Source organism: Maribacter corallii (assembly GCF_047345415.1).
In the GTDB taxonomy this organism is placed as follows: Bacteria; Bacteroidota; Bacteroidia; order Flavobacteriales; family Flavobacteriaceae; genus Maribacter_C.
The window spans coordinates 224,716-250,432 of sequence record NZ_JBLFEP010000005.1; the positions used below are offsets into that span (position 1 = coordinate 224,716).

33 protein-coding genes are annotated in these 25,717 nt (G+C 38.6%); 9 read left to right on the top strand and 24 right to left on the bottom strand.

Annotated elements, in window-relative coordinates:
• Nucleotides 1-41: 41 nt before the first annotated feature.
• Nucleotides 42-1,169, top strand: a complete 1,128-nt coding sequence (locus ACKWCA_RS18490) for a tyrosine-type recombinase/integrase (RefSeq protein WP_413979713.1) — start codon at nt 42-44, stop codon at nt 1,167-1,169.
• 359 nt (nt 1,170-1,528) lie between these two features.
• Here the strand turns inward: ACKWCA_RS18490 and ACKWCA_RS18495 are convergent, their stop codons facing one another.
• The 7 genes from ACKWCA_RS18495 to ACKWCA_RS18525 form a co-directional block, all read right to left on the bottom strand.
• A complete protein-coding gene (locus ACKWCA_RS18495; protein ID WP_413979714.1) occupies nt 1,529-2,092 on the bottom strand; it encodes a GNAT family N-acetyltransferase in 564 nt (187 codons plus the stop codon).
• A gap of 158 nt (nt 2,093-2,250) precedes the next feature.
• On the bottom strand, nt 2,251-2,667 hold the full coding sequence (locus ACKWCA_RS18500; RefSeq protein ID WP_413979715.1) for a phosphorylase family protein: 417 nt from the start codon (nt 2,665-2,667) through the stop codon (nt 2,251-2,253).
• A gap of 9 nt (nt 2,668-2,676) precedes the next feature.
• Nucleotides 2,677-4,695, bottom strand: coding sequence for a glycosyl hydrolase family 95 catalytic domain-containing protein (locus tag ACKWCA_RS18505; protein WP_413979716.1), 2,019 nt, complete (start codon nt 4,693-4,695; stop codon nt 2,677-2,679).
• A gap of 23 nt (nt 4,696-4,718) precedes the next feature.
• Entirely contained in the window at nt 4,719-5,831 is a 1,113-nt protein-coding gene (locus ACKWCA_RS18510) for an ABC transporter ATP-binding protein (RefSeq protein ID WP_413979717.1), read from the bottom strand.
• Between the two features lie 19 nt (nt 5,832-5,850).
• On the bottom strand, nt 5,851-6,675 hold the full coding sequence (locus tag ACKWCA_RS18515) for a carbohydrate ABC transporter permease (protein ID WP_413979718.1): 825 nt from the start codon (nt 6,673-6,675) through the stop codon (nt 5,851-5,853).
• A 2-nt stretch (nt 6,676-6,677) separates the two neighbouring features.
• Nucleotides 6,678-7,559, bottom strand: coding sequence for a carbohydrate ABC transporter permease (locus tag ACKWCA_RS18520; protein WP_413979719.1), 882 nt, complete (start codon nt 7,557-7,559; stop codon nt 6,678-6,680).
• Between the two features lies 1 nt (nt 7,560).
• Entirely contained in the window at nt 7,561-8,781 is a 1,221-nt protein-coding gene (locus ACKWCA_RS18525; RefSeq protein ID WP_413979720.1) for an ABC transporter substrate-binding protein, read from the bottom strand.
• Between the two features lie 126 nt (nt 8,782-8,907).
• On the opposite strand from ACKWCA_RS18525, the gene ACKWCA_RS18530 reads away from it, so the two are divergent.
• Nucleotides 8,908-9,783: an AraC family transcriptional regulator gene (locus ACKWCA_RS18530; RefSeq protein ID WP_413979721.1), complete on the top strand. Its 876-nt coding sequence runs from the start codon at nt 8,908-8,910 to the stop codon at nt 9,781-9,783.
• 250 nt (nt 9,784-10,033) lie between these two features.
• Here ACKWCA_RS18530 and ACKWCA_RS18535 read toward each other — a convergent pair whose 3' ends face one another.
• The 13 genes from ACKWCA_RS18535 to ACKWCA_RS18595 all read right to left on the bottom strand — a co-directional run bounded on the left by ACKWCA_RS18535 (nt 10,034) and on the right by ACKWCA_RS18595 (nt 19,438).
• Nucleotides 10,034-10,678 carry an O-methyltransferase gene (locus tag ACKWCA_RS18535; protein WP_413979722.1) on the bottom strand — a complete coding sequence of 215 codons (645 nt, stop codon included), beginning with the start codon at nt 10,676-10,678 and terminating at the stop codon, nt 10,034-10,036.
• 7 nt (nt 10,679-10,685) lie between these two features.
• Nucleotides 10,686-11,750, bottom strand: coding sequence for an adenylate/guanylate cyclase domain-containing protein (locus tag ACKWCA_RS18540; protein WP_413979723.1), 1,065 nt, complete (start codon nt 11,748-11,750; stop codon nt 10,686-10,688).
• Nucleotides 11,740-12,174 carry a cupin domain-containing protein gene (locus tag ACKWCA_RS18545; RefSeq protein WP_413979724.1) on the bottom strand — a complete coding sequence of 145 codons (435 nt, stop codon included), beginning with the start codon at nt 12,172-12,174 and terminating at the stop codon, nt 11,740-11,742. Before ACKWCA_RS18545 ends, ACKWCA_RS18540 begins: the two co-directional genes overlap by 11 nt.
• A gap of 11 nt (nt 12,175-12,185) precedes the next feature.
• On the bottom strand, nt 12,186-12,899 hold the full coding sequence (locus ACKWCA_RS18550; RefSeq protein WP_413979725.1) for a ZIP family metal transporter: 714 nt from the start codon (nt 12,897-12,899) through the stop codon (nt 12,186-12,188).
• A gap of 12 nt (nt 12,900-12,911) precedes the next feature.
• Nucleotides 12,912-13,463, bottom strand: a complete 552-nt coding sequence (locus tag ACKWCA_RS18555; RefSeq protein ID WP_413979726.1) for an ester cyclase — start codon at nt 13,461-13,463, stop codon at nt 12,912-12,914.
• Complete coding sequence (locus tag ACKWCA_RS18560; RefSeq protein WP_413979727.1) at nt 13,460-13,765, bottom strand: 4Fe-4S dicluster domain-containing protein; 306 nt, start codon at nt 13,763-13,765, stop codon at nt 13,460-13,462. Before ACKWCA_RS18560 ends, ACKWCA_RS18555 begins: the two co-directional genes overlap by 4 nt.
• Complete coding sequence (locus ACKWCA_RS18565; protein WP_413979728.1) at nt 13,762-15,003, bottom strand: metallophosphoesterase; 1,242 nt, start codon at nt 15,001-15,003, stop codon at nt 13,762-13,764. The genes ACKWCA_RS18560 and ACKWCA_RS18565 overlap by 4 nt, the downstream gene beginning before the upstream one ends.
• A gap of 2 nt (nt 15,004-15,005) precedes the next feature.
• Nucleotides 15,006-15,506 (bottom strand): phosphatase PAP2 family protein, encoded by a 501-nt coding sequence (locus ACKWCA_RS18570; RefSeq protein WP_413979729.1) that lies wholly within the window; start codon nt 15,504-15,506, stop codon nt 15,006-15,008.
• A 99-nt stretch (nt 15,507-15,605) separates the two neighbouring features.
• Complete coding sequence (locus ACKWCA_RS18575; RefSeq protein WP_413979730.1) at nt 15,606-16,127, bottom strand: cytochrome b/b6 domain-containing protein; 522 nt, start codon at nt 16,125-16,127, stop codon at nt 15,606-15,608.
• Nucleotides 16,127-16,903, bottom strand: a complete 777-nt coding sequence (locus tag ACKWCA_RS18580) for a DUF481 domain-containing protein (RefSeq protein WP_413979731.1) — start codon at nt 16,901-16,903, stop codon at nt 16,127-16,129. Before ACKWCA_RS18580 ends, ACKWCA_RS18575 begins: the two co-directional genes overlap by 1 nt.
• A gap of 10 nt (nt 16,904-16,913) precedes the next feature.
• Complete coding sequence (locus tag ACKWCA_RS18585) at nt 16,914-17,894, bottom strand: bestrophin family protein (protein ID WP_413979732.1); 981 nt, start codon at nt 17,892-17,894, stop codon at nt 16,914-16,916.
• Nucleotides 17,895-17,951: 57 nt separating this feature from the next.
• Nucleotides 17,952-18,728, bottom strand: coding sequence for a nuclear transport factor 2 family protein (locus tag ACKWCA_RS18590; protein ID WP_413979733.1), 777 nt, complete (start codon nt 18,726-18,728; stop codon nt 17,952-17,954).
• 29 nt (nt 18,729-18,757) lie between these two features.
• Nucleotides 18,758-19,438: a hypothetical protein gene (locus ACKWCA_RS18595; RefSeq protein ID WP_413979734.1), complete on the bottom strand. Its 681-nt coding sequence runs from the start codon at nt 19,436-19,438 to the stop codon at nt 18,758-18,760.
• 116 nt (nt 19,439-19,554) lie between these two features.
• Here ACKWCA_RS18595 and ACKWCA_RS18600 point away from each other — a divergent pair, with 116 nt between their 5' ends.
• Complete coding sequence (locus tag ACKWCA_RS18600; RefSeq protein ID WP_413979735.1) at nt 19,555-19,875, top strand: winged helix-turn-helix transcriptional regulator; 321 nt, start codon at nt 19,555-19,557, stop codon at nt 19,873-19,875.
• A gap of 4 nt (nt 19,876-19,879) precedes the next feature.
• On the opposite strand, the gene ACKWCA_RS18605 is transcribed toward ACKWCA_RS18600, so the two are convergent.
• Nucleotides 19,880-20,140, bottom strand: a complete 261-nt coding sequence (locus ACKWCA_RS18605) for a hypothetical protein (RefSeq protein WP_413979736.1) — start codon at nt 20,138-20,140, stop codon at nt 19,880-19,882.
• Nucleotides 20,141-20,184: 44 nt separating this feature from the next.
• On the opposite strand from ACKWCA_RS18605, the gene ACKWCA_RS18610 reads away from it, so the two are divergent.
• The 5 genes from ACKWCA_RS18610 (at nt 20,185) to ACKWCA_RS18630 (ending at nt 23,265) form a co-directional block, all read left to right on the top strand.
• Nucleotides 20,185-20,898, top strand: coding sequence for a hypothetical protein (locus ACKWCA_RS18610; protein ID WP_413979737.1), 714 nt, complete (start codon nt 20,185-20,187; stop codon nt 20,896-20,898).
• Nucleotides 20,899-21,044: 146 nt separating this feature from the next.
• Nucleotides 21,045-21,332: a helix-turn-helix domain-containing protein gene (locus tag ACKWCA_RS18615; RefSeq protein WP_413979738.1), complete on the top strand. Its 288-nt coding sequence runs from the start codon at nt 21,045-21,047 to the stop codon at nt 21,330-21,332.
• A gap of 298 nt (nt 21,333-21,630) precedes the next feature.
• The gene (gene mbpA, locus ACKWCA_RS18620) at nt 21,631-21,927 is read left to right on the top strand and encodes a mobilization protein MbpA (RefSeq protein WP_413979739.1); all 297 of its coding nucleotides are present in this window, start codon (nt 21,631-21,633) and stop codon (nt 21,925-21,927) included.
• Nucleotides 21,928-21,932: 5 nt separating this feature from the next.
• The gene (locus ACKWCA_RS18625) at nt 21,933-22,805 is read left to right on the top strand and encodes a relaxase/mobilization nuclease domain-containing protein (RefSeq protein WP_413979740.1); all 873 of its coding nucleotides are present in this window, start codon (nt 21,933-21,935) and stop codon (nt 22,803-22,805) included.
• A gap of 4 nt (nt 22,806-22,809) precedes the next feature.
• The gene (locus ACKWCA_RS18630; RefSeq protein WP_413979741.1) at nt 22,810-23,265 is read left to right on the top strand and encodes a DUF6730 family protein; all 456 of its coding nucleotides are present in this window, start codon (nt 22,810-22,812) and stop codon (nt 23,263-23,265) included.
• A 141-nt stretch (nt 23,266-23,406) separates the two neighbouring features.
• On the opposite strand, the gene ACKWCA_RS18635 is transcribed toward ACKWCA_RS18630, so the two are convergent.
• Genes ACKWCA_RS18635 through ACKWCA_RS18645 form a run of 3 tightly spaced genes read right to left on the bottom strand, consistent with a single transcriptional unit; the run spans nt 23,407 to nt 25,095 of the window.
• Entirely contained in the window at nt 23,407-23,904 is a 498-nt protein-coding gene (locus ACKWCA_RS18635; protein WP_413979742.1) for a DUF7689 domain-containing protein, read from the bottom strand.
• A 7-nt stretch (nt 23,905-23,911) separates the two neighbouring features.
• Entirely contained in the window at nt 23,912-24,355 is a 444-nt protein-coding gene (locus tag ACKWCA_RS18640; RefSeq protein ID WP_413979743.1) for a hypothetical protein, read from the bottom strand.
• 2 nt (nt 24,356-24,357) lie between these two features.
• Nucleotides 24,358-25,095 carry a TIGR04255 family protein gene (locus ACKWCA_RS18645; RefSeq protein ID WP_413979744.1) on the bottom strand — a complete coding sequence of 246 codons (738 nt, stop codon included), beginning with the start codon at nt 25,093-25,095 and terminating at the stop codon, nt 24,358-24,360.
• Between the two features lie 84 nt (nt 25,096-25,179).
• Here ACKWCA_RS18645 and ACKWCA_RS18650 point away from each other — a divergent pair, with 84 nt between their 5' ends.
• A complete protein-coding gene (locus tag ACKWCA_RS18650) occupies nt 25,180-25,692 on the top strand; it encodes a MerR family transcriptional regulator (protein ID WP_413979745.1) in 513 nt (170 codons plus the stop codon).
• Nucleotides 25,693-25,717: the final 25 nt, after the last annotated feature.

The following is a 25,717-nucleotide window of genomic DNA, read 5'->3' on the forward strand; positions in this document are numbered from 1 at the left end:
CATGATTTCTTACACTCGAGGTGAAAAAATTTCACCTCGAAATGAAAATAAGTCTAAAAAGCAAAAAAATTAAAAATGGAAAGTTGAGCCTTTTTATAGAATACTATAAGGGCCACTTTATAGACAAGAACGGAATCAATAAATACAATCGAGATTTTGAATATTTGAAAATGTATCCATGGGAAAATCCGTCAACGCCAGATGAAAAAAGAAAGAACAAGGAGATTTATGAACTGGCCGAGAAAATCCTTTCGATTCGGAAATCAGAATTCTATCAAGGCAAGTATAAACTAAAAGATAACAAAAAAGGGAATATCCTTCTTTTTGATTTCTATAAAACATTACAAGAGGAACGTTACGAATCCAAAGGAAACTATGGGAATTGGGATGCTGCCTTTAAACATCTAGAAAAATATGCGCCCACAAACATTCAATTAATAGATGTAGACACTGAATTTGTTAGGGGATTCAGACGATACCTAGATACCAAGGCCAAAACCAAAAGTAACAGTCCCCTATCGCAAAATTCCAAATATACCTATTTCAATAAACTGAAAGCTGCGCTAAGGGAAGCCTACAATGAAAACTATATTGATACCAATGTTATCAAATCGGTCAAAGGTTTTGACCAAGCAGAATCACAACGAGAATATTTAACCTATTCCGAACTGCAAGCTTTAACGCAAACGGAGTGTAAATATCCTATCTTAAAGAATGCCTTTGTTTTCAGTTGTCTTACCGGATTGAGATGGAGCGACATTAATAAACTGACCTGGGCAGAAGTGCGCGATGAGGATGAGGCCGCGAGAATTATTTTTAGACAAAAGAAGACCGATGGACTTGAATACCTTTATATATCTAACCAAGCAAGAGATTTACTCGGAAAAAGAACCCATAAAAATGAACGGGTTTTTAAGGGGTTAAAATATGGTGCGGTTTATAATACCGAAATCCTTCGATGGTGTATGAGGGCGGGAATCACTAAGCATATTACTTTTCATAGCGCAAGGCATACCAATGCGGTTTTACTACTAGAAAACGGAGCCGATATTTATACGGTTTCAAAACGTTTGGGACATCGAGAAATCCGAACCACCGAGATTTACACCAAGATTATTGATAGGAAGATGAAAGAAGCTGCTAATATGATTCCAGAACTTGACTTTTAGCGACCGCCTATTGAAATTCAATTTAAAAAGAGTACTAGTAGGAATCCAAATGACTTTCTAGAAATGCCTAAGGGTCTGAGATAATTTAAATAAACCTCAAATATTGGCTATTGATTATTATTATGAAAATGAATAATACAGGTTACCGATCCTATCTCTGTATAAGATTCCCGACAGAAATTCCAGAATATTCGAACTAAAATTATCGTAATAGACCATCCCAAAATATTATACAAGTACGTTTAAGAATTTTTACAGTCAAATAGCATTGGCCTAAGTTGGACATCTTTTACTCGCAAAATCCAATCTATTTGCGATATTTTTTAGGGGTAACTAACTTCAAATTATACAATAGGTTTCTATTGATATTCCGATTTCAACTTCGAAAAGACCGATGTATTGCGAAAATCATTAAAATACTCGCTATAGTCGTCTTCCCTAAATGTACCCTCATACGTAAAACCACACTTAGTTGCTACTCCGCAAGAAGCAACATTTTCTTCATCACATTTGATCTGTACTCGGTTCAGGTCAAGGTTTTCGAACGCCTCTTTTTCTAGAATTTTTACTGCTTCTGTCATATAACCCTTTCGCGTTTGTGCAGAGGATAGCCAATACCCGATTTCTGCAGATTTATTTTCTCTATGGATATCGAAAATTGAAATATTTCCGATATACTTCAAATTGACAAATAGTCCATATTCTAGTTGTTTCCCTTGAACCGTTTTTTCTTCTTTATCAAATAGGTATTTAAGACTATCCTCTATTTTTTGGGTTTGTTTTGGCCACGGGAACCATGGTTCAAGATGGATTCGGTTTTCGTCGATTACCTTGAACATAACTTCAGCCATTTTCAATGATGGTCTTGTTCTTTTTAAGGTCAACCGCTTCCCATTAAGTTGATTTTTGAATTTTATTTTCATGGTTGTGGTTAAATTTTGTACTATTCTTTTTCAAGAACATAGGTGTTAAAAACATATTTCCAAGGTTTAAAATTGATTGGAACAATAATCTGTGTGAGTATTGGAATCCGATAAGTAGTTTTGTCAGTATACTTTTGTTTTCCTCTGTTTTTTATTCTTTAATCAGCCAACACTTTTTTTGCGATTTCGATAGTGTTGAACAACGCATTGGAGGTTATATTCGAATGAAGGTGTTCGTCCCAATTCGTAAAGGCCACATAGTCACTAATAACAACTAAGGATGCGATGTCGACCTTTCTGAACATGGCCACTGCAAATAAAGAGGCCAGTTCCATTTCCACAGTAGCAATACCTTCTTGCGCGTAGTGTGCTATTTCCTCTTTTGTTTCGCGATACATACTGGCAATGGTCCAGCTGCTGCCTACTTCGTAATCAATAGCCTTATTATCCAATCTGTTTTTCAGCTTAGCAGTAAGACTTGAAGAAGGGAAGGCATATTTTTCGGCCGAGAGGTGTTGTTTGGGGGTAATGATTACCTCATGGTTGTATTTTTTGGGATAGTGCGGAAAGGCCATCTTGATTATTTAGGGTTTAGAAAACTCTACAGCCTTCGCTTTGTAGGTTCTTTTCTTAACCCCTGCTCCTTTGACTGTTAAACTTTGCCACTCTTTGGGCAGGCAAGGTTTCTTTTGAACGATTCCCTCATCGGTGATATCCAGTCCTGCGAAGCCAAAAAGCACGACCTGTAATAGCCCTCCTGCACCCGTCGCAAAATACGGATTGTCACTTGTAGCACATTCTGCCAAAGCTCCGAAAGGTGGCCGTTTGTTAGGTTTGTAGCTGCGCATGTAGAGCTGATATGCTGTCTCGGCATTCCCTAACCGAGCATGAATTACCGAAAAAATAGACAGCCCCATCGCTGGGCCTTCCTCTGCCAATTTGGGTTCGTAGTACTTTAGGTCTTTTTCGATTGTAATTTCATCATTGATGATATTTAACGGATAGGTCAGTAGATTGACATCTGCTTGTTTGATCCGATCCCCTCCATATTCCGAATGTTCTTTGGTCGTGCCATCAGGGAATTTATGCAGCTTTATTCTTGAAGCAACCTCAACCCATTTCGGGTTTGGAGTTTCACCCACTTTAATCGCGGCCATGGCGGCAAATTCCAAGGCCGTGATCGCGGCCCCGTTGGTAAATGCATTGTCGTCCACGTTTGGTGCAAACTCGTTCGCCCCGACCACGTTTTTAATGCTATAACTGTGGTCATCGTTTTTGACGGCTCGACTGAGCCAAAAATCCGCCACCTCTTTCATCAGCGGATAACCATTTTTTTTGAGCCAATCCAAATTTTGCGTGACGCGATAATAATTCCAAAAAGCAATGGCAACATCCGCGGTAATATGATGTTCGAAAGTGCCCGTCAAAGCCCAAGAGGGGGTGGCTTCTTCTCCCGTATCATCACTTTCCCATGGAAACATGGCACCCTTGTACCCAAAATTGATTGCCCGTTGTTTCGCCTTTTCCAAACGGTTCGAACGATAATTGACCAAAGAACGGGCAATATCTTGATTCAATAAAAGCAAGGGCGGAAACATCCAGAGCTCCGTGTCCCAAAAAATATGTCCATTGTAGTTTTGAGAGGATAGGCCCATCGGGGCAATACTCAAATCAGAATCCCCTCTGGAAAAAGCGTATAGATGATAAATTGCCAAACGAACGTCCAATTGATCTTGCAGATTTCCTTCGATGATGATATCGCTTTCCCACAAATCTTTCCATAGCGTCTTGTGCCCCTTCAATAGTTCTTCCCTTGGGGTCAATAAATTGAATATGACAAAGCGTTCGGATTCATTTTGTGGGTCACTGAAGTCTTGGGTGGTACATTCGGCCCCCGTCCATGCAAATTCAAATTCCTCTCCTTTCTTCAATTCCTTTTTGAAGGACAGGCAGTTGTCATAATCCGAAACATTTTCGTGCACCAAGGCGGGCCTTTGATCTTCGCGGGTCGAATTGATGGCATGCCATATGAAGGTCGCCGAAGTACCGACCGTATGTCTACCAAATCGGGTCTTCGCAATGGTACGAAGTATGGGCATCGTGGTCTCCAAATCTTCAAGTACTTCGAACGAATGCCTGGGTTCACTATATTCCTTAGGAGTTTCGATGATGCCAGTAGCCTTTAAGGAAATGTTTTTTAGGGAATTGATGTTAACGTCAACATAGCCGCTGTATTGAACATTTCTCAGGGAATATATAGTATAGGATATTTTTGCTTTATCAAGAAACCTAAAGGTAGTCGTGAAACTTGCCTCCTTCATGTTCAGGGTTTGATGAAAGTCAGAGATATTTTCTTCGGAAATTTTGATTCCGTCGATTTCCAATTCGAGATTCGCGAAATTCATTCCCAAAAGAATTTTGCTTACCCCGTTCTGGGACTCCTTTTCATACACATTATTCAGAATGATTGACCTTGTTCTAAAGGGCTTGTCTTCGGGCAATATGCCTATTCTGCCATTCGCCAAAACGATTCCGGTGTAGGTATCGGTTTTGCTCGATGAAATCTGCCAACCTTGGTTTTCTTGACTTATTGGTATGCTCATAAATACGTATGTTAAAATTTCGGTTACATAATCCGCTGTTCGGTTTCCTTATCAAAGAAGCGTAGGCGGTCGATATCAACGCCGATTTCTAGTTCCGCCCCGATTTCATAGGAGAATTGCGAATTACTGCGAAAGCAAAAGCTATGGTCGGGATTACCCTTAAAATGGAAATAGACATACGATTCGCTTCCTATGGGTTCAAGGGCATCGACAACAATCTCCATACTCTGTGACAACCTTTTTGTTTTTTCAAAAGCCTTGTCATAAATATATTCAGGGCGAAAACCGAAATAGACTTCCTTACCCACAAAAGGTTTTAAGCAAGGTCTTAAATCTTTGGGCACTGCAAATTTGACCCCTTCGGATTGAAAGGTGACCTCTTCTTCCATGCCTATTTTCCCGGGTAGGAAGTTCATGGAAGGGCTCCCGATAAAACTCGCCACAAATTTGTTCTGTGGATTGTTGAAAAGATTCATGGGCGTATCGAATTGCATCACTTCACCATCTTTTAAGACGACGATACGATCCCCCATGGTCATCGCCTCGATTTGGTCGTGGGTTACATAAACGATAGTGGCATCCAATTGGCGGTGCAGTTTTTTGATTTCGGCCCTCATTTGTACCCGAAGAGAAGCATCTAAATTGGAGAGCGGTTCATCAAACAAAAAAACCTTTGGATCTCGAACGATTGATCTGCCAATGGCAACACGTTGGCGCTGACCGCCCGACATGTCCTTTGGTCTTCTATCCAATAAATGGGTAATGTCCAATATTTTGGCGGCGTGCTCTACCTTTTTCTTAATTTCCGCCTTTGGCGTTTTTCGTAGTTTCAGTCCGAAGGCCATATTCTCGAATACGGTCATGTGCGGATACAGCGCATAGTTTTGGAATACCATGGCGATGTCTCTGTCTTTGGGCGAAAGCTCGTTCATTCGCTCACCGGCTATTTTTAAATCGCCATCGGTGATTTCCTCTAGACCGGCGATCATACGAAGCAAAGTAGATTTTCCGCAACCTGAAGGCCCGACCAGAACGATGAACTCTTTGTCCTTAATATCGAGGTTGGCATCTTTGATGGTGGCACTTTCCGCACCCGGATATACTTTTTCGAGATTTTTTATAGCAATGTTGGCCATGGTCTTTACTTTATCTTTTTTATCCTTTTAATCCTGAACTGGCAACGCCCTGTACAAAGTAGCGCTGAAAAATGATGAAGATCATCAATGTTGGCAATGAAATCAATATGGTTCCGGCCATCAATAAAGGCCAATCGGTCAATAGTTCGGTACGTAAACTTGCCATACCCAAGGGCAAGGTGTACATATCTTCGGTATAGGTCACGATTACGGGCCATAAAAACTCGTTCCACGAACCTTGAAAGGTATAGATGGCGACTGCGGCCAAGGCCGGTTTTGAAATCGGAAGAAAGACCTGCCAAAATATCCTGAAATACGAACAGCCATCAATGAGTGCCGCTTGTTCCAAATCTTTGGGAATGGTCTCGAAAAACTGCTTCATCAAAAATATATTCGTCACACCGACCAAACCGGGAATGATCAATCCGCCATAACTATTGATGAGTTGAAATTCATTCAAAATGATAAATTTAGGTACCAAAAGAATGATTCCGGGAATCATCAGACTACTCAACAACAACCCGAAAATGAGCTTTCTTCCCTTGAATTCCAATCGGGCAAAGGCAAATCCCGCCAAAGCGGAAAAGAACACATTGGTCACCGTCTGGAACATGGTCACTACGACGCTATTGAACAGCCATTTACCAAAGGGAAGTTCGTTCCAGACGTTCTTGTAATTATCTAAGGTAAAAGTCTCTGGAAGGAGTTTTATAGGCCATTCGAATACGTTCTTGTCCGCATTGAAACTGATGGACAACGAGAACAAGAATGGCCCGATGTAAATCAGGGCGGCTATTCCCAGAATGAGGAAGAACATTATTTTTTGAAGTTTCAGCTGTCTCATTTTCAATAGGCGTCAGGTGGAAAATATTTCTTTTGAATGATAGTGGTCGCAAAGATCAACAGGGCCAATATCGCCGCCGATGCCGCCCCAAATCCGAAACGGAAATATTTAAATGAATTCTGGTACACGAAATAAGACATGGTCGTCGATGCATTGTCAGGACCCCCGCTGCTCATGATAAAGATCTGGTCGAAGACCTGAAAACACCCGATCAAGCTCATAATGACCACGAAATAGGTGACCGGTCGCACCATGGGTACGGTAATCTTCCAGAACTGCTGCCATTGACTGGCTCCATCTATTTTTGCGGCCTCGTAAAGACTAGAGGGAATGTTCTGCAGACCTGCCAAGAATGAGACCATAAAATACCCCGAAGTTGTCCAGATATTCAACATCATGATGGAAGGTAGCACTGTTGTCGGGTTGGTCAACCAGTCGATGTTCGAATCGACCCCGACCGAGTTGAGCAAATAATTCAACAGTCCGGGTTTTGAATAGATCCAGACGAAAATTATCGAGGTGACCACCGAGGAGGTTATGGCCGGAATGTAGAAAGCCGTTCTAAAAAAAGCCCTCCCCTTAATCTTTTGGTTCATGAGGAAGGCAAGAAACAAGGATAAAAGTGTCTGAACGGGCACTACGCCCATCGTATAGATAATGGTATTTTTAATGGCCTTTATGAATACTTTGTCTTGAAAAAGCTCGAAATAATTTCCAAGGCCCACGAAAGGTTTATTTGGAATCAAAAGATTCCAGTCATAGAAACTGACTACAAACGCAAACCCTATTGGAAAGAATACGAATACGGTCAATAGCAATAGCGGAAACCCAAGAAAAACATATCCCCAAAACAATTGTTCCTTTTTTCTGCTCTTGAATTTCATGTTAGTCCAGTTTATATTTTTCAAGGGTTACGGCCAGTTCCTTTAACGTTTTCTCGATGTCTTTGTTCTTATAAAAAATAGCCTGCATGGCGGCTTGGCTTTCATCGAACCAACGCTCTTTCATGTTAACCTTGTAGAGGGTAGCATATTCGATACTTTTCATAAAAGTGTTCAAAATACTGTCTTGATAAAAACCGTTTTCCTCGGCCACGCTTTTGCGGGTCGGCAAGGCGATTCCCGATTCCGTCCAGGTTTTCATGCCTTCCTTTCCGGTGAGATACGAGAGCATCGTCCAAGCCTCTTCTTTGCGTTCGCTTTGTTTGGGAATGACCATGGCAACAGAGAAAGCCATGGTCGCTCTTTTTTTGCCTTTGGGAAGTTCGGCCACACCGTATTCAAGGTCTGGCGAATTATCCTGCAAATACGGAATCAACCATGCACCGGAAATGGTCATGGCACATTGTTTTCTTGAGAAGACATCGCCCAACCAACCGGCACCCATATCAGCGGGGTTTGTAGCAATACCGTCGCGATAGAGAGACATCATGAATTTGGCGGCTTCGATAAATTCAGGTTGTCCTATTTTAATTTCACCATTATCTGAGATGATTTCACCCCCGTTTTGGTAGGCAAAGGGCAATACGATATCGATGGAAGGTTCGATGACGAAACCATACTGATCGGTCTTACCATCACCGTTGGTGTCTTTGGTCAGTTTTTTTGAATATTCGTATAGTTCCTTCCAGTCTTTGGGCGGCTCGGTCAGGCCAGCTTCCCGAAACATTTTTTTGTTGTAAAAAAACACATAGGCATTGAAGTCCTTGGCAATTCCGTAGTTCTTTCCTTTGTATTTAAAGGCATCTTGAAATACGGGAAAGAAATCGTCATAATCAAAATCCGGGTCCTTTTGTAAAAATCCGTCGAGCGGTTCCAAAACCTCAAAATTCATATAGGCCGGAGAGGTGTCGCCCTTCAACCAAAAAAGATCTGGTGCCTTGCCGGTGCCCAACATCAATTGCAGCTTCTCGGTATAGTTTCCCGGAATGGGTTGAAACTGAAACGGTACTGTGGGATGTTCCTTTTCGAAATCCGCCAATGTCTTACGGATAATCTGCTCCTCGGTCTGGCTGGATTGCCAAGAGGTATATCGTGTTACTGATTCCTTTTCTCCGCAAGAAAAAAAGCCCAGAAGACAGCTAAGGAAAAAGAACTTGTATTTCATGAGCAGTTGATTTAGTCAAATGTAAGTTGAAGGTTGACGAATACATTTTTCAATTTTTGCCAATTCCAATCATATATTTGCCATTTTTGTAATTTACAAGTAATTTTTATGTCAAAATAGAACTATATGAAAGCAGAATATCAAAAACTATCCCAAGGAACACTAGAGAGTTCGTTCAACGAGTTCTGGGTAAAAACGGACTATTTCGGTTTTCACTGGCACTACCATCCCGAAGTTGAAATTTGTTTCGTAAAACAGGGTCGTGGCAAGCGAATTATTGGAGATAGTATAGCGGATTTTTCAGATGGGGATTTAGTCTTGGTGGGCTCTAATGTGCCGCACTCGTGGATTACCGATGAATCGTTCAACGAATCGGATAAGCAAATAGAAGTTTATGTGGTACAGTTCGCAATGGAATTGTTCGAACCTTTTGGTCTCATTGCAGAGTTTGATTTGGTAAAGAAATTATTGACGTTTTCGACCGCTGGGATTGAGTTTAAGGATGTTGCCAAAACGAAGCTATTGGAAACTCTCCTTAGTATAGGGCATGAAAAAGGTCTTGGGAAATATTTGAAGCTCTTGCAGCTTTTGAATCTGATGACCTTCCATCACCAAAAAAAATTATTGTGCAGTACAAATTACAAGCCCGACTTAAAAAAGTATCATGAAGAGCGTATCATGAAGGTATGTAACTACATCCATGAAAACTATAAAAACCAAATAACTACGGAAGAGTTGTCGAACTTGATATCAATGAACCCCTCGGCCTTTTGTAGGTTTTTTAAACGCTTATTGGGCAAGACCGTCGTAGAATATACGAATGAGCTTCGAATTGGTCACGTACGTAATCAACTCAGGGAAAACAACATACCCATATATAAGTTAGCGTTTGATTCAGGTTTTTCAAGTGTGGCTTATTTCAATCGCGTTTTTAAACATATTACTGGTAGAACTCCAAAACAATATAGAGATACGACTAGAGGTTATAGGAAAGTTTCTTAAAAAAAGGTTTTGTGGCACTATAATCTACTCTTAAGATTTATTAGTGATTTTATTCCCCAGCCCTTGGCGGAGGTCAGAAAACTGAAAATGTTTTCAGGCAACCTCTAATCGGCACAAATGCACGAGCAACATCATGCCACTTGACCTTTCTTTCCTTATTCACGAAATAGACCTGAGCCTAAAAGAAGGAAAAAGATAGATTCTGAATTTATCGCAATGTCGTAGAAGTGACCTTCAGAGTCGGCCATAACTAATTGCTTGATATATATTCAGTAAGTTCTGAACCGCCTTTATCATCTTTTAGACGTTTAGTCCTATATTTTTCTGGATTTGCTTTTAAGTATTCCAAAAATGGTTTGGCACTTTTAAATGAAGCATTGTCCGTATAAATTAATGCGCCTTTTTTGAACTTTGGTTCAAGCAGCTTTACAAGTGGCAGGTATAGGTCATTCCATCCGTCCAGTAATAAAAACTCAATACCATCATTTACATCTTGTAATGTTTTCATCGCATCGCCAACACGGAGTTCTACCCATTCTTCTAGCTGAGCTTCTTTAAAATTGTTTTGCGCTGTTTCAGCTTTTTCGGGTAACAACTCCGTTGTAATTACTTTACCGTGGTTTGCTTTGGCCGCAGCTCCTAGATACATAGTCGAAATGCCAAACGAAGTGCCAAATTCCACAATATGTTTTGTCTGATTTCCGAGCAAAAGGTTATACAACATTTCGCCTTGAGATTTTGAAATGGCGATATAGGCATCTTTCATATCCTCAGGTTGAAGCTTTCTGAAAATACCTTTTGTTAATCCCTTAATCAATGTTAGACCCTGTGAGTTGGCCTCCTTGTGCATCCTATTCAGGACGGACTGTATTTTTGTGTCTTGTATTTTTTCCATTGTTATTTTAATTGATAGAATAGATTTTTATTTTATTAGTCTTTCCCTTGAGCATCACTATTCCTTTTTCTTCTATATCCCAGTCTTGTTCTGAATCTAAATTTTTAACCACATCTTCAGAAACTAAGAGATTTTCTTTGTAGGTATTACATTGTGCTTGAATTCGGGCTGCCGTATTGATGGTGTCACCGTGATAAGCAATCTCACGTTTTATTTCACCGACTTCTGCTACCGTTACAATGCCCGAGTGGACTCCCGCTTTAAACTCTGGTAGCAAACCATATTTTTTGCAGTAGTGTTCTTTTCTGTCTTCTAAGCGTTTCGCGAAAGCGTAATACGCATCAATACAATCTTTATATCTAAAATTTTTGCTTTTTTTAGACCAGGTGAGCACCGCTTCGTCACCCACATATTGGTAAATCTGAGCATTGTGGGCTACAACTACACTTATGTCTTTAAAGCAGTCTTGAATTAATTTACTGTACCGAATATGACCTAGCCATTCGGCAACTGTTGTAGATGACCGCATATCCAAGAACATAAAGACACGCTCTTCTTGTTTGGGTCTATAAAATTTTCCCGAGAGCATTTTTAAAAGATTTCCCGGTCCAAACTTCTTATCAATTTCTTCTACAAATTCAATTAAAAACCCGATTAGGAAACAAAATATAATGAGTACCCACGCTTGTCCAGAAACGAAGTAGTTTTTGACTACCTCAGGGTCGATATCTGCTTTAAAGACATTAGCAAAAGACCAAAACGCAATAATGATGAAAAGAAATATAACTAGACTATAACCCAATGCGCCAATAAAAATGACCTTTCCAAAAGAAATTTTTGGAAACTTGAACCTGTGAAACCAATAAGCATAGGTTCCAAATAAAAATCCAGATACAAGGCCGAGTAAAGTTTGAAAAATGATTCGCTTTGTTAGGTCAAAATCGTCTACTTCCTTTACATCACGCACAATCTCTTGGCCATACTCCCGAAGGAAATTAAACAGCGCAAATGCTAGCGTCCATACAATGATGTGCTTGCCTATGGTTTTGTAGTATGACTTTCTAATCTTCATAAATATCGTACTCCTCTGCTATCTGTTGCATTAATTGTTTGTCCTCAAATTGCGAATCACTCATTTGGGAGAGCTTCTCTAAATATTCATCGAACTGTCCATTTTTGAAAATAGATAGCATTTTACCACCTTTTTCGCATCTTGCAGAATGCCGTACACCAGGAGGAATAATTACCGTATCACCAGGCTGGGCAACAACAATGTCGCTATCGAAGCCATAAGTAACTTTCCCTTCGAGAATGTAGAATACTTCAAACATTTTTTTGTGGTAATGCCTTTTCAAGTAGAAGCCAGGTTTTAATATATCTTCAACAAAGCACAACTCTCCATTGGTTGCAATAGAAGGTAGTTTTACGAAACAATGGTCTTGGGTGTAATTGTAATCTTTTCCTTTGCCGCTTCTGATGATTGTAGGTTCGTTCATATTTACTCTTTTTAGATTATTTTTTCTCCTATGATACCCACTAAGAAGCCTAAAATCGCCCCCAGAGGAGTCAAGTAGTTTTTTGATAATTTACTTTCCGGGATGATGTCTTGGATTAATAGATAGAGAATACCGCCACTTGCAAATGTCATTAGGTAGGCAGTAAGGCTAGGGTAGTCGCTTAAAACAAAATGACCAATAGAGGCACCGATTATACCGAAGAAACTAAGACCGAAAAATATCAATAGTGTCTTCTTAGCAGTATAGCCGCTTTGCATTAAGTCTCTAAAAGAATTAAATGCTTCTGGCAGATTCTGCAATCCAATAAAGATTGCCAGTAAGGTGGCCGTAGCTAGGTCAGTTGCAAATACTGCCCCTAATGCTATGGATTCTGGAATAAAGTCCATCATCATAGCTAGAAGCGTAGCGGTTTGACCTCCTTTTTTTGCCAAGTATTGGTCAATAAGCATAAAAATTAAAGCACCTCCTAAGAAAGATAAGGCTAGAGGCATCAACTCTAATTCTTCCATTCCGCTAGGGATTAGCACCAATGCCAAGGCAGAAAGAATAATACCCGCACCAAAAGACATCATCGTATGGGTTATTTCATACTTGACGGGGGTTTCGGCGATATGATGATTAAAGTAATTAGCAATTAATCCTCCAATAAAAACGGTGATTCCGGCAAAGCCTGAGAAGATTATAAGTTGTGTTAGTAAATCCATTCTATTTATTACTTACTTTTCATTAATCTGGCCTAGAGCGGTCAACCAAGCCTCTACGTGATGAGACTCTGTAATCTTACCATTTTCGATTGTATGAATATCTATTGTTGGAATTTCAAATCTTTTAGACCCATTTGTAGGCGTGCCAAAAAAATAGCCTTCAGGTGAGTTTGGCGTACCCGTGGCAATACTGCGAACAATAATCTTATTTCCTGACACTAACATCTCTTGCGGTTCCCATTTTAAATCAGTAATCATTGCTCCAAAAACTGATAAAGTCTTTACAAAACCTACTCTTCCGGCACCACCTATAGGCTCTGGTGTTGACACCCAATTTTCATCCATATAATTTTTGGACAAAGCATCTGTCTGTGGGTCATTTGGATTACTTAATTGATTGTAAAATTGTTGGGCAATGGTTTCCATCTTATCAGCCTCAATCGTTTGTTTTTCTTTATAAGCTTCGACGGCATCAGATGCAATCTTATTTTCATCAATAGGTTTTTGACAACTAAAAAGGATTACTGATATTAATGTGTTAATGACTAAAATTGATTTCTTCATTTGTTTGTGATTTTGGTTAATTTGATGGCTTTTTCTGGACACACTTGTACACAAAGTCCGCAGGCGTGGCATAGGTTTTCGTCTGTGATATATGCTTTTTGCCTGTTAAAGAATGTCTTTATTTTGCCCTTAAAGTTTAGTTTTGATTTGTCTTCAATGGTTATTGAGCGCATTTCCAAAACATCATAAGGGCACACTTCAATACAGTCTTCTTTTCCACCACAATCATTGAAATCCACAAGCGGTTTTAGGATTCCTCCTTCTTCTTTGCAGAAACTATTTTGTCTCTTTTCAGTACTCATACCATTTCAGATTTAAGCGTTAGAACCGTTATTTCTGGCGGAATTCCTACTCTACCTGCAAAAGCTATGAAGCCAAAGCCTCTATTAACGTAGAGATATTGCCCCAACTCTTTGTAAAGTCCCGCCCATCTTTTATAGAGGTACTGTATAGGGCTCCATTTAATTCCTAGCATTTCAATACCAACTTGGGTACCGTGCGTATGGCCAGAAAGCGTTATATCAATATGCTTTTTGTGAGGTAGCACTTTTTCTTCCCAATGGGTAGGGTCGTGGGACATTAAGATTGAGAATTCGTTTTCTTTGCAATTTGCTATCGCTTTGTCAATATCACCTTCCTTTACAAAGCCCTTACCCCAGTTCTCGACTCCTATCAACCTTATATGTTGATTTCCTTTTTCAATTTTTACGCTATCATTATTGAGCAATTGAAAGTTCACATCGTGATAATGCTTCTTAATTGCTTCAAAATTTGCCTGAGCAGCTTCTTGGGAATCAAAGAGGTCTATATCTTGAGAGTAATCGTGATTACCCAATACGGAAAACTTTCCGTAGGGAGCCTCTAAGTTTTTTAGAACATTCTTGTAGGGAAGTACTTCAGCTTCTAGGTCGTTGACCAAGTCGCCAGTAAACAAGATTAAGTCTGCATTTTGCTTTTGCAAAAGTGCCAGGCCTTCTTTTACCTTCTCAAAAGAATCAAAGCTGCCAGCGTGAAAATCGGAGAATTGTACAATTCTAAATTCATTGAATTCTTTTGGGAGGTTTTTAAAGGCTAACGAAAGTTCAACGAGATTGAAATTATATTTCCCTTTCGTGATTCCGTACAAGAAAGAACTAAAGGGCAGTGCAGTTAAACCTAAACCTAGTGTCTTGACAAATCTTCTTCTGCTTTTGTCAGAACTGTCGTTCTGAGGTTTTTTAAAGTATGCTTTCTTTTGGAGATAACTACCCAGTATGATAGCATCGTCAAATAAGAAAAAAATGAAAAGAAAGAACTCACAGCAAAGTACGGTGAGCATAAAGGCAATCGTAAAGTTTTCCAAGAATGTTAATCCAATCATTCCATCGGAAAAAGCAAAAATGGTGGTGATTATGCCAACAAGCATAGACCCTATCGAAATTGTGGCATAAACAATCGCCCAAATGGGGGAAGTTAAGGCTTGCCTCACTCCTCTAAGCATATAGCTTTTGAAGAGCAATGCCACAATTACAATAAGGAAAACAACCAACCAAAAATTCATAATCAAAACTTGTATTTGAATCCAACAACGAAACTGTTATCTACATTTGAGAATGTCAATTCCATATGCTCTTGTTGGTATGGTGTTGTAAATAAGTAAGAGCTACCTATGCCAATGATAGCACCAGCCAAGACATCCCAACCATCGTGTTTGTTGGCTTGCATTCTTGTGTAACCGGTATATCCTGCTAGAACATAAGCAGGAAGACCTAGCTTCCATCCGTAGCGTTTTTGGATGAAGGCAGCACTTTGAAAAGTTGTGGAAGTATGTCCTGAAGGGAAAGAATTATTGTCGCTTTTATCGATTCGCTCTTCGCTTATAAGTGCCTTCAAGCCAAAGGTGATTCCCTGAGTTAAAAGGGCACCTTTGGTAAATTGCCAAGTTCCTTTCTTGTCACCTGAAATCAATGAGCCGCTTATGGCGGTTAAAGGCAGGGCGTAGAGCAATACATCTCCGGTATCTTCAATGAATTCGTTCTGTGCTGTCACTTTGTTGTAAAACATTGAGCACCCTATTACTACACTAGCACATATAATATTCTTTAAATTGTAAAACATCTTATTCCTTCTTTGATTATGTAGAATTACGTCATTGTATTATGTTTAAATTTTGAGGTTCATTCGTTTAAGCACTTCGTTGTTCCTTTTTCTTTGCAGAAACACACCACCAATATGTAGTATGATAAGCACTATGTAAACTATGCCCTGTATATGATGGATAGACACCCAAGTGGAGTTGTAATCCTCTAAAAGAAGTAGATAATTATTTTCGAGAAGCGTAGTAAGTATATTGGTGCTAAAAAGAGAACCAAGGCCAGTAATTGTTAGAACAATAATCAATATGGTCAAAACCTTATGTAAGATTCCAATGAACTTGTTTCTGAATGTATTTCCAGTATCAACAGGTTCGGGTCGTTTATCTTTAAAAAAGACGTATATGTGCAATATGGCCAAGAAGAACAACAACAAGCCCAATGCAAAATGAATTTTATACAATAACAGCTTCTGTTCGGTTGCAACGGTTTCCGACATAGCCAATCCTGTAGGGATTGTAATTAGAATCAAAACCGTTGAGAACCAGTGAATCCAAATGGCACGTTTGCTATATGTTTTTACACCATCCATCAACGCTCAAATTTGTAACTAAGCCCATACGTCAAAAAGGTGTCATTTGCCTTGGCGCCGACCAAATTTATATTCTCATAGAAGTCGTTGAAACTCACTTTTAAGCTCAACCCCTTATAAACAGGAGCAAGTAGTGAGGTCTCTATATTAAATCTGTAGTTTTCTGATTCGCCCACGTCTTGTTGAAACCAGAATAGAAAATTGAAAATCAATCGTTTTGGAACTATGACAAACTTTGAATTTAAAACAGGGGATATGAAAAAGCCGTCTATGGTATCGCTACCACCGTTATCAAAGTCTTGGAAATTTGCACCAACATATTTTTTGTTGGCATAGCTACCCATAAGCCCAAGCTGTACAAAGGCCCTTTGTTTATTTATTATGGCGTACCTGGTACCAACCCCATATTGGATGTTTCTATCGATTCTCTTGATGAAGAATTTTTCATAGAAGAAACCACCAAAAACATCAAACTTTTCATTTATCCTATAGGTCAGGAAGTTTCTCGTTAGGTAGTCATCTTGTGATTTGTTCCCAAATACTTTTTGATAGAGATATAAATGCCGTGAATGCAAATTCCATTTACTGTCCTTTGAATCGAGCGAAAAGTCCAATTGATTAATAAATTGCAGCCGTTCAAAATTTCCTGTTTGTACATTACCCGTAGCGGCCAAATCTATTTTCAATTTGGTGCTATCGCTTACTTGTTGGGCATTACTAACAGTGATTAATAGTGTAGCGAGTAGAAATAGTATTTTGCTTGTAGTTGTTTTCATTTTTTATGTTTTACATTAATACTTCACCATCAATCAGGATGTTCTGTTTTTGAATTGGTAAAGGGATATCGGTATCACGAATCATTTCTCTCAAATCGATTTCTATGGTTCTGCATAGACTTGTGAGCGGAACATCTTCATTTTTATTTTCGAAAGGCGTCTCTGTGAATGAGCCTGTTTTTTCAATTACAATAAACATAAATGAGACAATCATTGTGGTAGGTATAACTAACCAATTGAGTGAGCCATCAACTGCAATTTCTTCAAAAAGACCTATCAAAGCGACGGGCAGAAAGCAAACAAAAATGAATACGAAAACTTGTATAAAGAAGTCATAGTACATTGGGAATGGTGTCTTCTTTATGCGTTCGGCCTTGCCCTGTAGATTGTAGAACTCAGCTAAAGTGTTCATCATCTCATACAGACGGAAATCCTCAATAAGGCTATCGTTTAAAATCTGCTTAAGATGTTGTGATTGTTGATGAATAATTTGGGTAGGCACATTACTAAAAGTGAGCAGTTCCTTCAATTCACTTTTGGTCAAGAACTCTTTTAGTGCTTCGTGGTAATCAGTTTGCTGATTCCTAAGATTGAGTCGTAAGGCATTTATGTAGGCAATATGCCGATAGATTATTGTCTTTTGAATTTTGGCTATGTCTTCTTTTGATTCACCTATATTTCTAGGGCTAATGTATGTGAGTACCTGGATAGCAAATGTTCTACTGGAATTAACGATGCCACCCCAAATCTTGCGAGCCTCCCACCAGCGGTCGTAGGCGGAGTTGTTTCTAAAGCTTAGGAAAATGGATAGCGCCGTACCCAAAATACCAATAGGAATAGCCCCCTTGAGCCCCAACCCCTTTATTTCTCCAAACTCGAATAAAACATAAACGGTACTGGAAAGCAGGAGTATGAACAAGAGATACTTCCATAAATAGACGATGATGGCAAATAGCCACACCATCCGATTGCTCGAAATTTTGGTAATCATATGAGTAATGGTTGGTTAAAAAAGAAGGGCGTATTTTCTACGCCCTTCCAGATAGTCCTAGAAGTGGGGATGCTCATTTGCAACATTCTCCCACGGTTCAATTGCCTGTTCAACACTCCAGTGTTCGGCAATCAATCCATCATCAATTCTAAACCAATCAAAAACCACTCTCTCATTATCACCAAAATAATGTGAGTGGGCCATCACTAAATCTCCAGAAGTCAATAGCAACTTATTATCGTGCTGCATTTTTCCTCCCATTTTATTTTTAATGTGGTCGACCAAGACGTCTTTGCCTTTAAGAGCACCGTCATTTTCGTTATGATAAACGTAATCCGAGGATACCAAATTATCGATTTCTACAAGTCTTCCCCTGTTCAATACGTGGTCAAGAAAACGTTTAACCACCGCCTTATTTTTTGCTCTGGTCTCGTCAGTTACTTCTTTTTCTCCATCACCACCACCTGCAATAGAATTTTGTAATTGGTCCTCTGGCATTGGCATTAGCGCATCCCAGTGTTCTTGTACTTTGCCATCTTCAATGCGCCAAACATCCGTGCATAAAAGTGGAATATCGCCAAGAGGATTAGGAGCGGTATAATAACCGTGGTACGCCATAATATCTCCATCGGATACCCAACGAATAGGTTTGTAGCCGAAATCCATTTCCAGCATCTGCTTTAAATGGACAATGGTATCACCTGCCCACGGATTGTGTTGGATAAAATCTACGGCAAAATTTGCATCAATACCTGATTCACTCTTATCCTTTAAGATGGCATCAAGACCATCAAATACAATTTGGATATTCTTTTTTTCTTTGGTTGTTAACATTTTCTAGTGTTTTTAGTGATTATTGATTTTTATTTGTAAACTCTTTCAAGAGGGATTTGTAGTTGGTGTGGACGATTTTCAGGCTTATCAAAAGGAGTTCCATCGACGTGCTTAGCACCCATAAATAGCATTCCGTTTTTGAAGTAGATGAGGTCATAATCGGAAACTATTTGACCATCCACAATATTGAACATTGGAAATTCCTTTTGTAAAATGTCCTTTTTCTTATTGGCTTCAAAGGCAGACATCCCTTTGGGTAAAGCCTGGTTAAGCATTTGGGCCGCTTGTGGATTTAGAGGGGTAACTCCGAAACCTTGGTCCAAGACATAATCTATTTTCCAGGCACCGTCTGCAATAGGATGTTCGTCACCCCATTCTAAATGTCCTTTGAATTCAAATTCCATAAGGGGTAACTTACCGTAGTTATCACCATAGAGTGTTATAATACCTGTGAAAGTGTCGTCTTTTTCAAAAGTGAAGTCCCGCCTAAGATAGGAAGGGGTGACAGTTCCTGTTCCCGTTCTATCTTCAGTAGGCCTTAGTTCTACAGCAATACTTTTCCATTGACCTACTGCATAATCCTTCACCTCATTTAAGGTTTTGGGTTCTTTGCTGTTCTGAATGGCTTTTTTACGCAGTGTTTGTGCACTAAGCGATGTTATTGCGAAAAGGCATGCCAGCATGCCGAATGATTTTAGCGTTCTCTTCATAATATTTAAATTTTACAATTCGCGTTAAATATGTTATGTTTGTCTCTAATAATCAAGTAGTTATAAATAAATTACATAGTCATTTTTTATAGACTATAATTGAAAATCAGCTAGTTATGAAAAGTGAAATAAATGTTAAATCTGATGCCTGCCCTGTTACCTACACCATGAGTAAAATCGGGGGTAAGTGGAAACCAATAATTTTATATTTAATCGATAAGGGTGGAAATCGTTTCGGTGTTCTGCAAAGGGCTATTGAAGGAATAAGTAAACAGATGTTGACGAAACAACTCCGAGAACTTGAGGCTGATGGACTTTTACACCGGAAGATTTTTGCTGAGATTCCGCCTAGGGTAGAATATTCGATTACCAAAAAAGGAAGCTCTCTTTTTCCTATTATTGAAAGTATGCGTGATTGGGGAGAAGCGGAAATGTGAAGTATTAAATGTTCAAAAAATCACTTGTGGAACTTTTATTCACTTGCCCCTGCGGAAGTGGGGCAAACCTTCCATTCCAATCTTCCCCAAACGAACACGCTTCGCCGGTCCGCTCGGGAAGTCTTTCCGCTTTCGGTTTGCCAGACCCCCTCGGAACCGCGCGAAAGAACAAGCGGCGAAGGGCCGCTTGACCTTTCTTCTCCCTACCCGCAATAATAAGCAGCCCTAGCCTGTGTGCCCATAACCCGAAAATCGCTCCATACATCTACAATACGTGCCTTTACCCCCTTAATGTAGTAAATTAGGAACATGGATATCCTAATCAAATATCTGCTGCTGGCATGTTTTGCATATGTATATGTTCGGTTGTTGATTCCTTATATCGGGTTCTTTACCCGATTCATGTTCAACGAAAGAGTTGGGTGGGACAAGTACATCGAGAAACCTCGACTGGTATTTTATGGTCTAGGTTTAGCTCTAATGCATGGTAGTTATTCGACGTTTTTTGAACCTATTTCTATTCTGCCCCAATTCTTTTATATACTCAATTGGTTCATTTTTATTAGCGGAATTGCACTTACCCAGCTAGTCTGGACTAAAAAATTCAAAAATGTTTTTATTCCCAAGATTAAGGAAAAATTAAAGAGTAAAAAAAACTTCCATGTTTCGATTACCAAGGATCAATTAAGGAACATCTACAACGGACTTGTCCGTTATGATATGATAATCGTCGAACGCACGGAACAAGGTGATTTTATCAAAGTATTCACCGAGGATTGGAATGCCCATGATTCTAAAATATACTTCAAGCTGGATGCACCGAGTTGCAGGGAGTTCTTTGAATTATTTAAAGTCAACTTCCCTACAAATTCATTAACCGTAATCGACTTCTTCAAAAGATCTGATACCGTCCGAAGGGAAGATGGCAACCCTTACGCCTACTCCACAGTAAAGGATGCCAAATCAAGAACCCCAATTTCCAAGCGCAGTGATGAATTGAAGGAAATCTTTTCCGGTCTTTAGTTTCGTTTGTTTGCATTTTACGCCAGAATGTATGCATTGCCTGCAATGCACACACTTCCTTTACTTTCCCTTTCTAGATTAGTTCAAGAATTCCAGCAAAAAGAGCAAAAGCTTTTGCGGATTGTTTAACCTGAAAAACGGCAATAATGGATTATTTAGAACTCGAAGAAAGGCTAGACCGAATAGAACGCCTATTGACCAATAGCAAGGAAGTGTTGACGTTTGAGGAGGCCTGCGAATATATGGGAGTCTCGCGAAGCTTTCTTTATAAGCTTACCTCCAGAAGACAAATTCCGCATTCAAAACCCAATGGTAAAATGATATACTTTGAAAAGAAGAAAATCAATATTTGGTTGTTGCAGAACAGGAGAAAATCAAAAACTGAGATTGAGAAAGAAGCATTGGAATATACCTTTAAAAATAGGCAGCCATAGATTGATAAAATCATTTTTTAAACATAATGAAATACTCTTTCTACACTAAATATTTAGATGATAATACATGATTAAATTTTTATGGATAGGGAGAAGGAAGAAGAATGAAAACAGTACTAATAATTGCGTCTGAGTAAGAATTCAAGATGTGTCATTGTCATGACAAATCTTGCTTTTGCTCCCGTTGGTCGCAAAAGATCGGAACTGTTAATTGGGTTTCCGATATGTTATTTAAAATAGAATTTCAATTGAGATTTATTAAAAAAATCTTTCGATATAACAGAAGATAATACTTAAAGTGAAAAAGGAGTTCGTACAATTTAGATGTTCAGTTTATGAGAAGAAACTGCTCAGGATCAAAGCCAAAAAGAGTGGACTTTCCATCAGTGAATATTGTCGTCGAGCTGCCTTTGGTAACCGGATAATTGAAAGGCTATCGGAAAAACATATTGAGATATATAAAATGCTGTCCAAGTATCAGAACAATTTTAAGCTTATCGGGAATATGTTCCGAAAACGGAATCCTGAACTAGCTGATGAAGTGGTCAAATTGGCAAATGAAATACGGCAACATCTTTTGAATTTCAGGAAATGATTGGAATGGGAAAATCCATATCGCATACATCGGCCTCCATGGGTTACGGACTTAGAGAGGATAAAAAACCTGAGATTATCCATAGCCAATACTTGGCAGGAGATACCCCAAAGGAAATTACCCAAGAGTTCAAAATCATCCAACAGCAGAATCACAAATGCCAGAAAAATACTTTGAGTTTTGTGTTAAGTCCAACAATCGAAGACGGAAAGAAGCTAGATAACAAGAAACTGAAAGAAATCACGGAACGTTTTCTAAAAGAAATGAAGCTCCGAGAAAACCAAGCTATTGCATTTATCCATCGAAATAGACAGCATGTACATATCCATCTCTATGTAAACCGCATCAATTTTCAAGGGCAGGCCTACAAGGACAGCTTTATCGGGAAACGAAGCCAACAGGTGGCCGAACGGGTTGCCAAGCAAATGGGACTGACCACAGTTCGTGAGGTACAACAACAAAAACTGGACAAGACCAAGGAAGTCAGGATGATGCTCAAACGTATCCATGATAGGGTTATCAATGAGGTACAGCCTAAAAATTTTGACCAGTATATAAAGGCCATGGAGGCTTATCCGGTTAAAATCATCCCCAGTATCAACAAACAAAACCAGTTACAGGGCTTTCGGTTCGAGTTTGCTGGACAGAACCTAAAAGGAAGCGAGGTGCACCGCTCCATGTCTATGGGCAGGATTGCAGAGCAGATAGGATTTGATAAGAATGTTGTTCAAAAGGTATCGCAGGACAAAAGCATGAAGCTTTTGGGAAATACCGTACGGGTCTCACCAAATCTTGCGGCCAAAATCGCAACCAAAGCCATCAAACATGTTGTCAAAAGGACAATCGATAAAGGAATTGGAATCGGAATTGAAATCTAAAATCATGGCAAAATTGGACGAAATAGCGGAGTTACTAACGGAAGAAATCAAAGGCTTCGAAAACTCAATCAACCGAATGGAGCAATTGAAAAAGTTTTTAATGACCTATAAAGTTCAGGCCGACACCTCGGATATCGACTTTATTCTAAAGAGATATAACGACCATCAAAAGAAAGCTGTGGACGAACAAAACAAGTTATTGGCCAATGTCATTTATCACATTAAAAAGTCAATGGCTTTTCCAAAATGGTCGATAAAGCTATTTTGGGGGCTTTTGGTTTGTATCTTTTTGGTTCTGAGCTTCTCCGTTTATAAAGTTTTGCAAATCCCCAAACTAGAGCAAAACGCTTATGGTCAGGGAGAAGAAAAAGCGATTGCGCATTTTAAAGCCTTCTTCGAGGCCAGCCCAGAGGCAAGCGAACTTTATCAAGAATGGCGAAAACCCCAAAACAAAGAGTAGGTTGCGCCCTATCCGGTTTTTGCTTCACGCTTATCTGCCGGAACACTACAAAAACCGGACAGGATCCATGCGCAAAGTTTTTGGGTAAGATTTGGGGTTGTTCTGGAATTCTTATTTATAGAATTAGTGATGAGAGGTATTCTATCGCATATTTACTTTCATGAAATGGCATACTTTACCATATAACGGAGACTCAATAGTAAAAGGTGAACCATGATTTATGGTAAATGATGGACCCAACTTGCTTGTCCATATACCAGTATTAGGTGGTGATACCAGTTGTCTTGAGGCATGAGTTGCATCTCCATTCAGTTGATAAAATGCTATCTTTCTATAACCTTCTTCATAGGAGTCATCACTGCAGCTTTCATATTTAAGATGCGTGAATAAATCTATTAATGTTTTAATGGAAAATTCGTCCTCAACTTCGAAAGGCCAATCTACCTGAACGCCATCAAATCTGAACATAGGACGCTTATCTATAGGTAAGGCTTGCCACCATACGTCACTTCTGTTTCCAGCCCATGCAATACAATTAAAATTTGGATTAGGTCCATCAACTATTTTGAAATGAGAATCGCTTGCTAGATTCGGAAAATCAGATATTACGAGATTTCTATTTTCAGGAGAATCGAGCAATTAATATTTAGTTTAGAATTAACTTACCAGAATTAAAAAGTTTAACCCATCTTTTACAAGCTTCTGTCAAAGTCAATCTTTGCCTGGTCTTAAGTCTGCTATTGGTAATAATATTTAATGCCCAAACAAGCTGACTAGGTTTCTGGTTAATTTCGTTAATAATTAATGGGATAGCATCCTTCCCCATCTTCAAAATTTCTTGAAAATTCTCATCTTCAACAATACCTAAAATTGATGAGTTAAAAGTAGTATTTTTCTCCCAAGAACGAACAAGTGATTCAAATCTATTCATAAGAAAAACATTTCTAACCAAATCTTCATCAAGATTAATTAGATTGTCACTTAAAGCGATATCATCGATGTTACGCGAGTCTCGATCGCTGTCAAATAGTTCAATTTTGGTTTTTGGTAAGTCAGCGGATTGTGGCGGTAAATCAATTATAAATGGCATACTTATTTTATTAAAGATTTAGTTTTATCTGTAATACCATCATTAAAAAGAAAATTCTTCTTTTCTCTGATTAGGTTAAATTTTTCAATCAACGCTGAACTTTCATTTGGTATATCAGTATTGATAAGAACATCAATGTCAAACAAATAGGGAAGTTTGTTTTCTAATGGTTTTTCCAAAGAATGAGCGATATTCCAATGCATAGACATATCGTCATCTCTGGCTGTATATTTAACTTGAAAATTGCTTATCGCATGTGTTCCCGTGTTAGAGTTAATATAAGTTGTGAAATATTCGGTCAATTCCGAAGTGTCAAGAGGTAAATTGATTCTATTTACAAATCGAATAGATATTCCTGTTAAAACCTCAACTTTTAAGATGTCTTTGCATGAATCCCAAACTTCAAAAGCATCTTTGACAAAATTGTCCCAGCCACTATACTTTTCAAAAACTTCGAAGGTAAACTTCTCATCATTTATGGTAAACCTTCTCTTTTCATTTTCTGAAAAAAACTGAACGCCTTTTATACTTCTTTCGCCAAGGCTAACATTTGTTTCCAATTCATTGATACTAATTTGCTGCGTAAATTGCTCTTTTATTTTTGGATATGTATTTTTCAGTTCCTTTCCAAATTCCTTTAGTGCAGTAGAATCAAACTCTTCAACCTTTTTGTATCGATATTGTAGAATAGAAACGATTATGGGGGAGTTATCGTAATACTCATAATTTGTATTACTCATTATTCTGTTGATTAAAACATTTATACAAAAGTAAAGTATTGTTTTAATAAATATTATACATTTAGGTATAATATTTAAAATAAAATGAGCGAAAATATTTACAATTCTAGATTGGAAATTTCATTCACTCTTGAACAAAAAAGGTTTAGAAAGAAAGACATTGAAATGTCTTATAGATCCCTGAATCATTATGATAAAACAGGCCTAATTGACGATGACCGGGATTCTAATAAGAATTGGAGAAGATTCAGTGGATTTGATTTAATATGGTTGAGCATTATTGACGAGTTGAGAAATATAGGCGTATCAATTGAAAACCTAAAGTTGCTCAAGGATAATATATTCACTAAAGGTAATTATGGAAGTATTGATAAGGCAAACTTTATCACAAAAACGTTCAAAGATGAGATAGTAGATTCAATTTTTTATAAGTACAAATTATATTTAATAGTGTTTGAGGATATGAGCTATACTTTCCAAGATAGTTTTTCGGAAAAGCAATTAGCTAATATGGCCTATAAAGATGTAGTAAGTATAAATATTCCTCTAAATCGAACCATACTTTCTGTTTTTAAAAATACAGTTATGACCTCTTAAAAAGTATTATTCCATTAATTGTAAA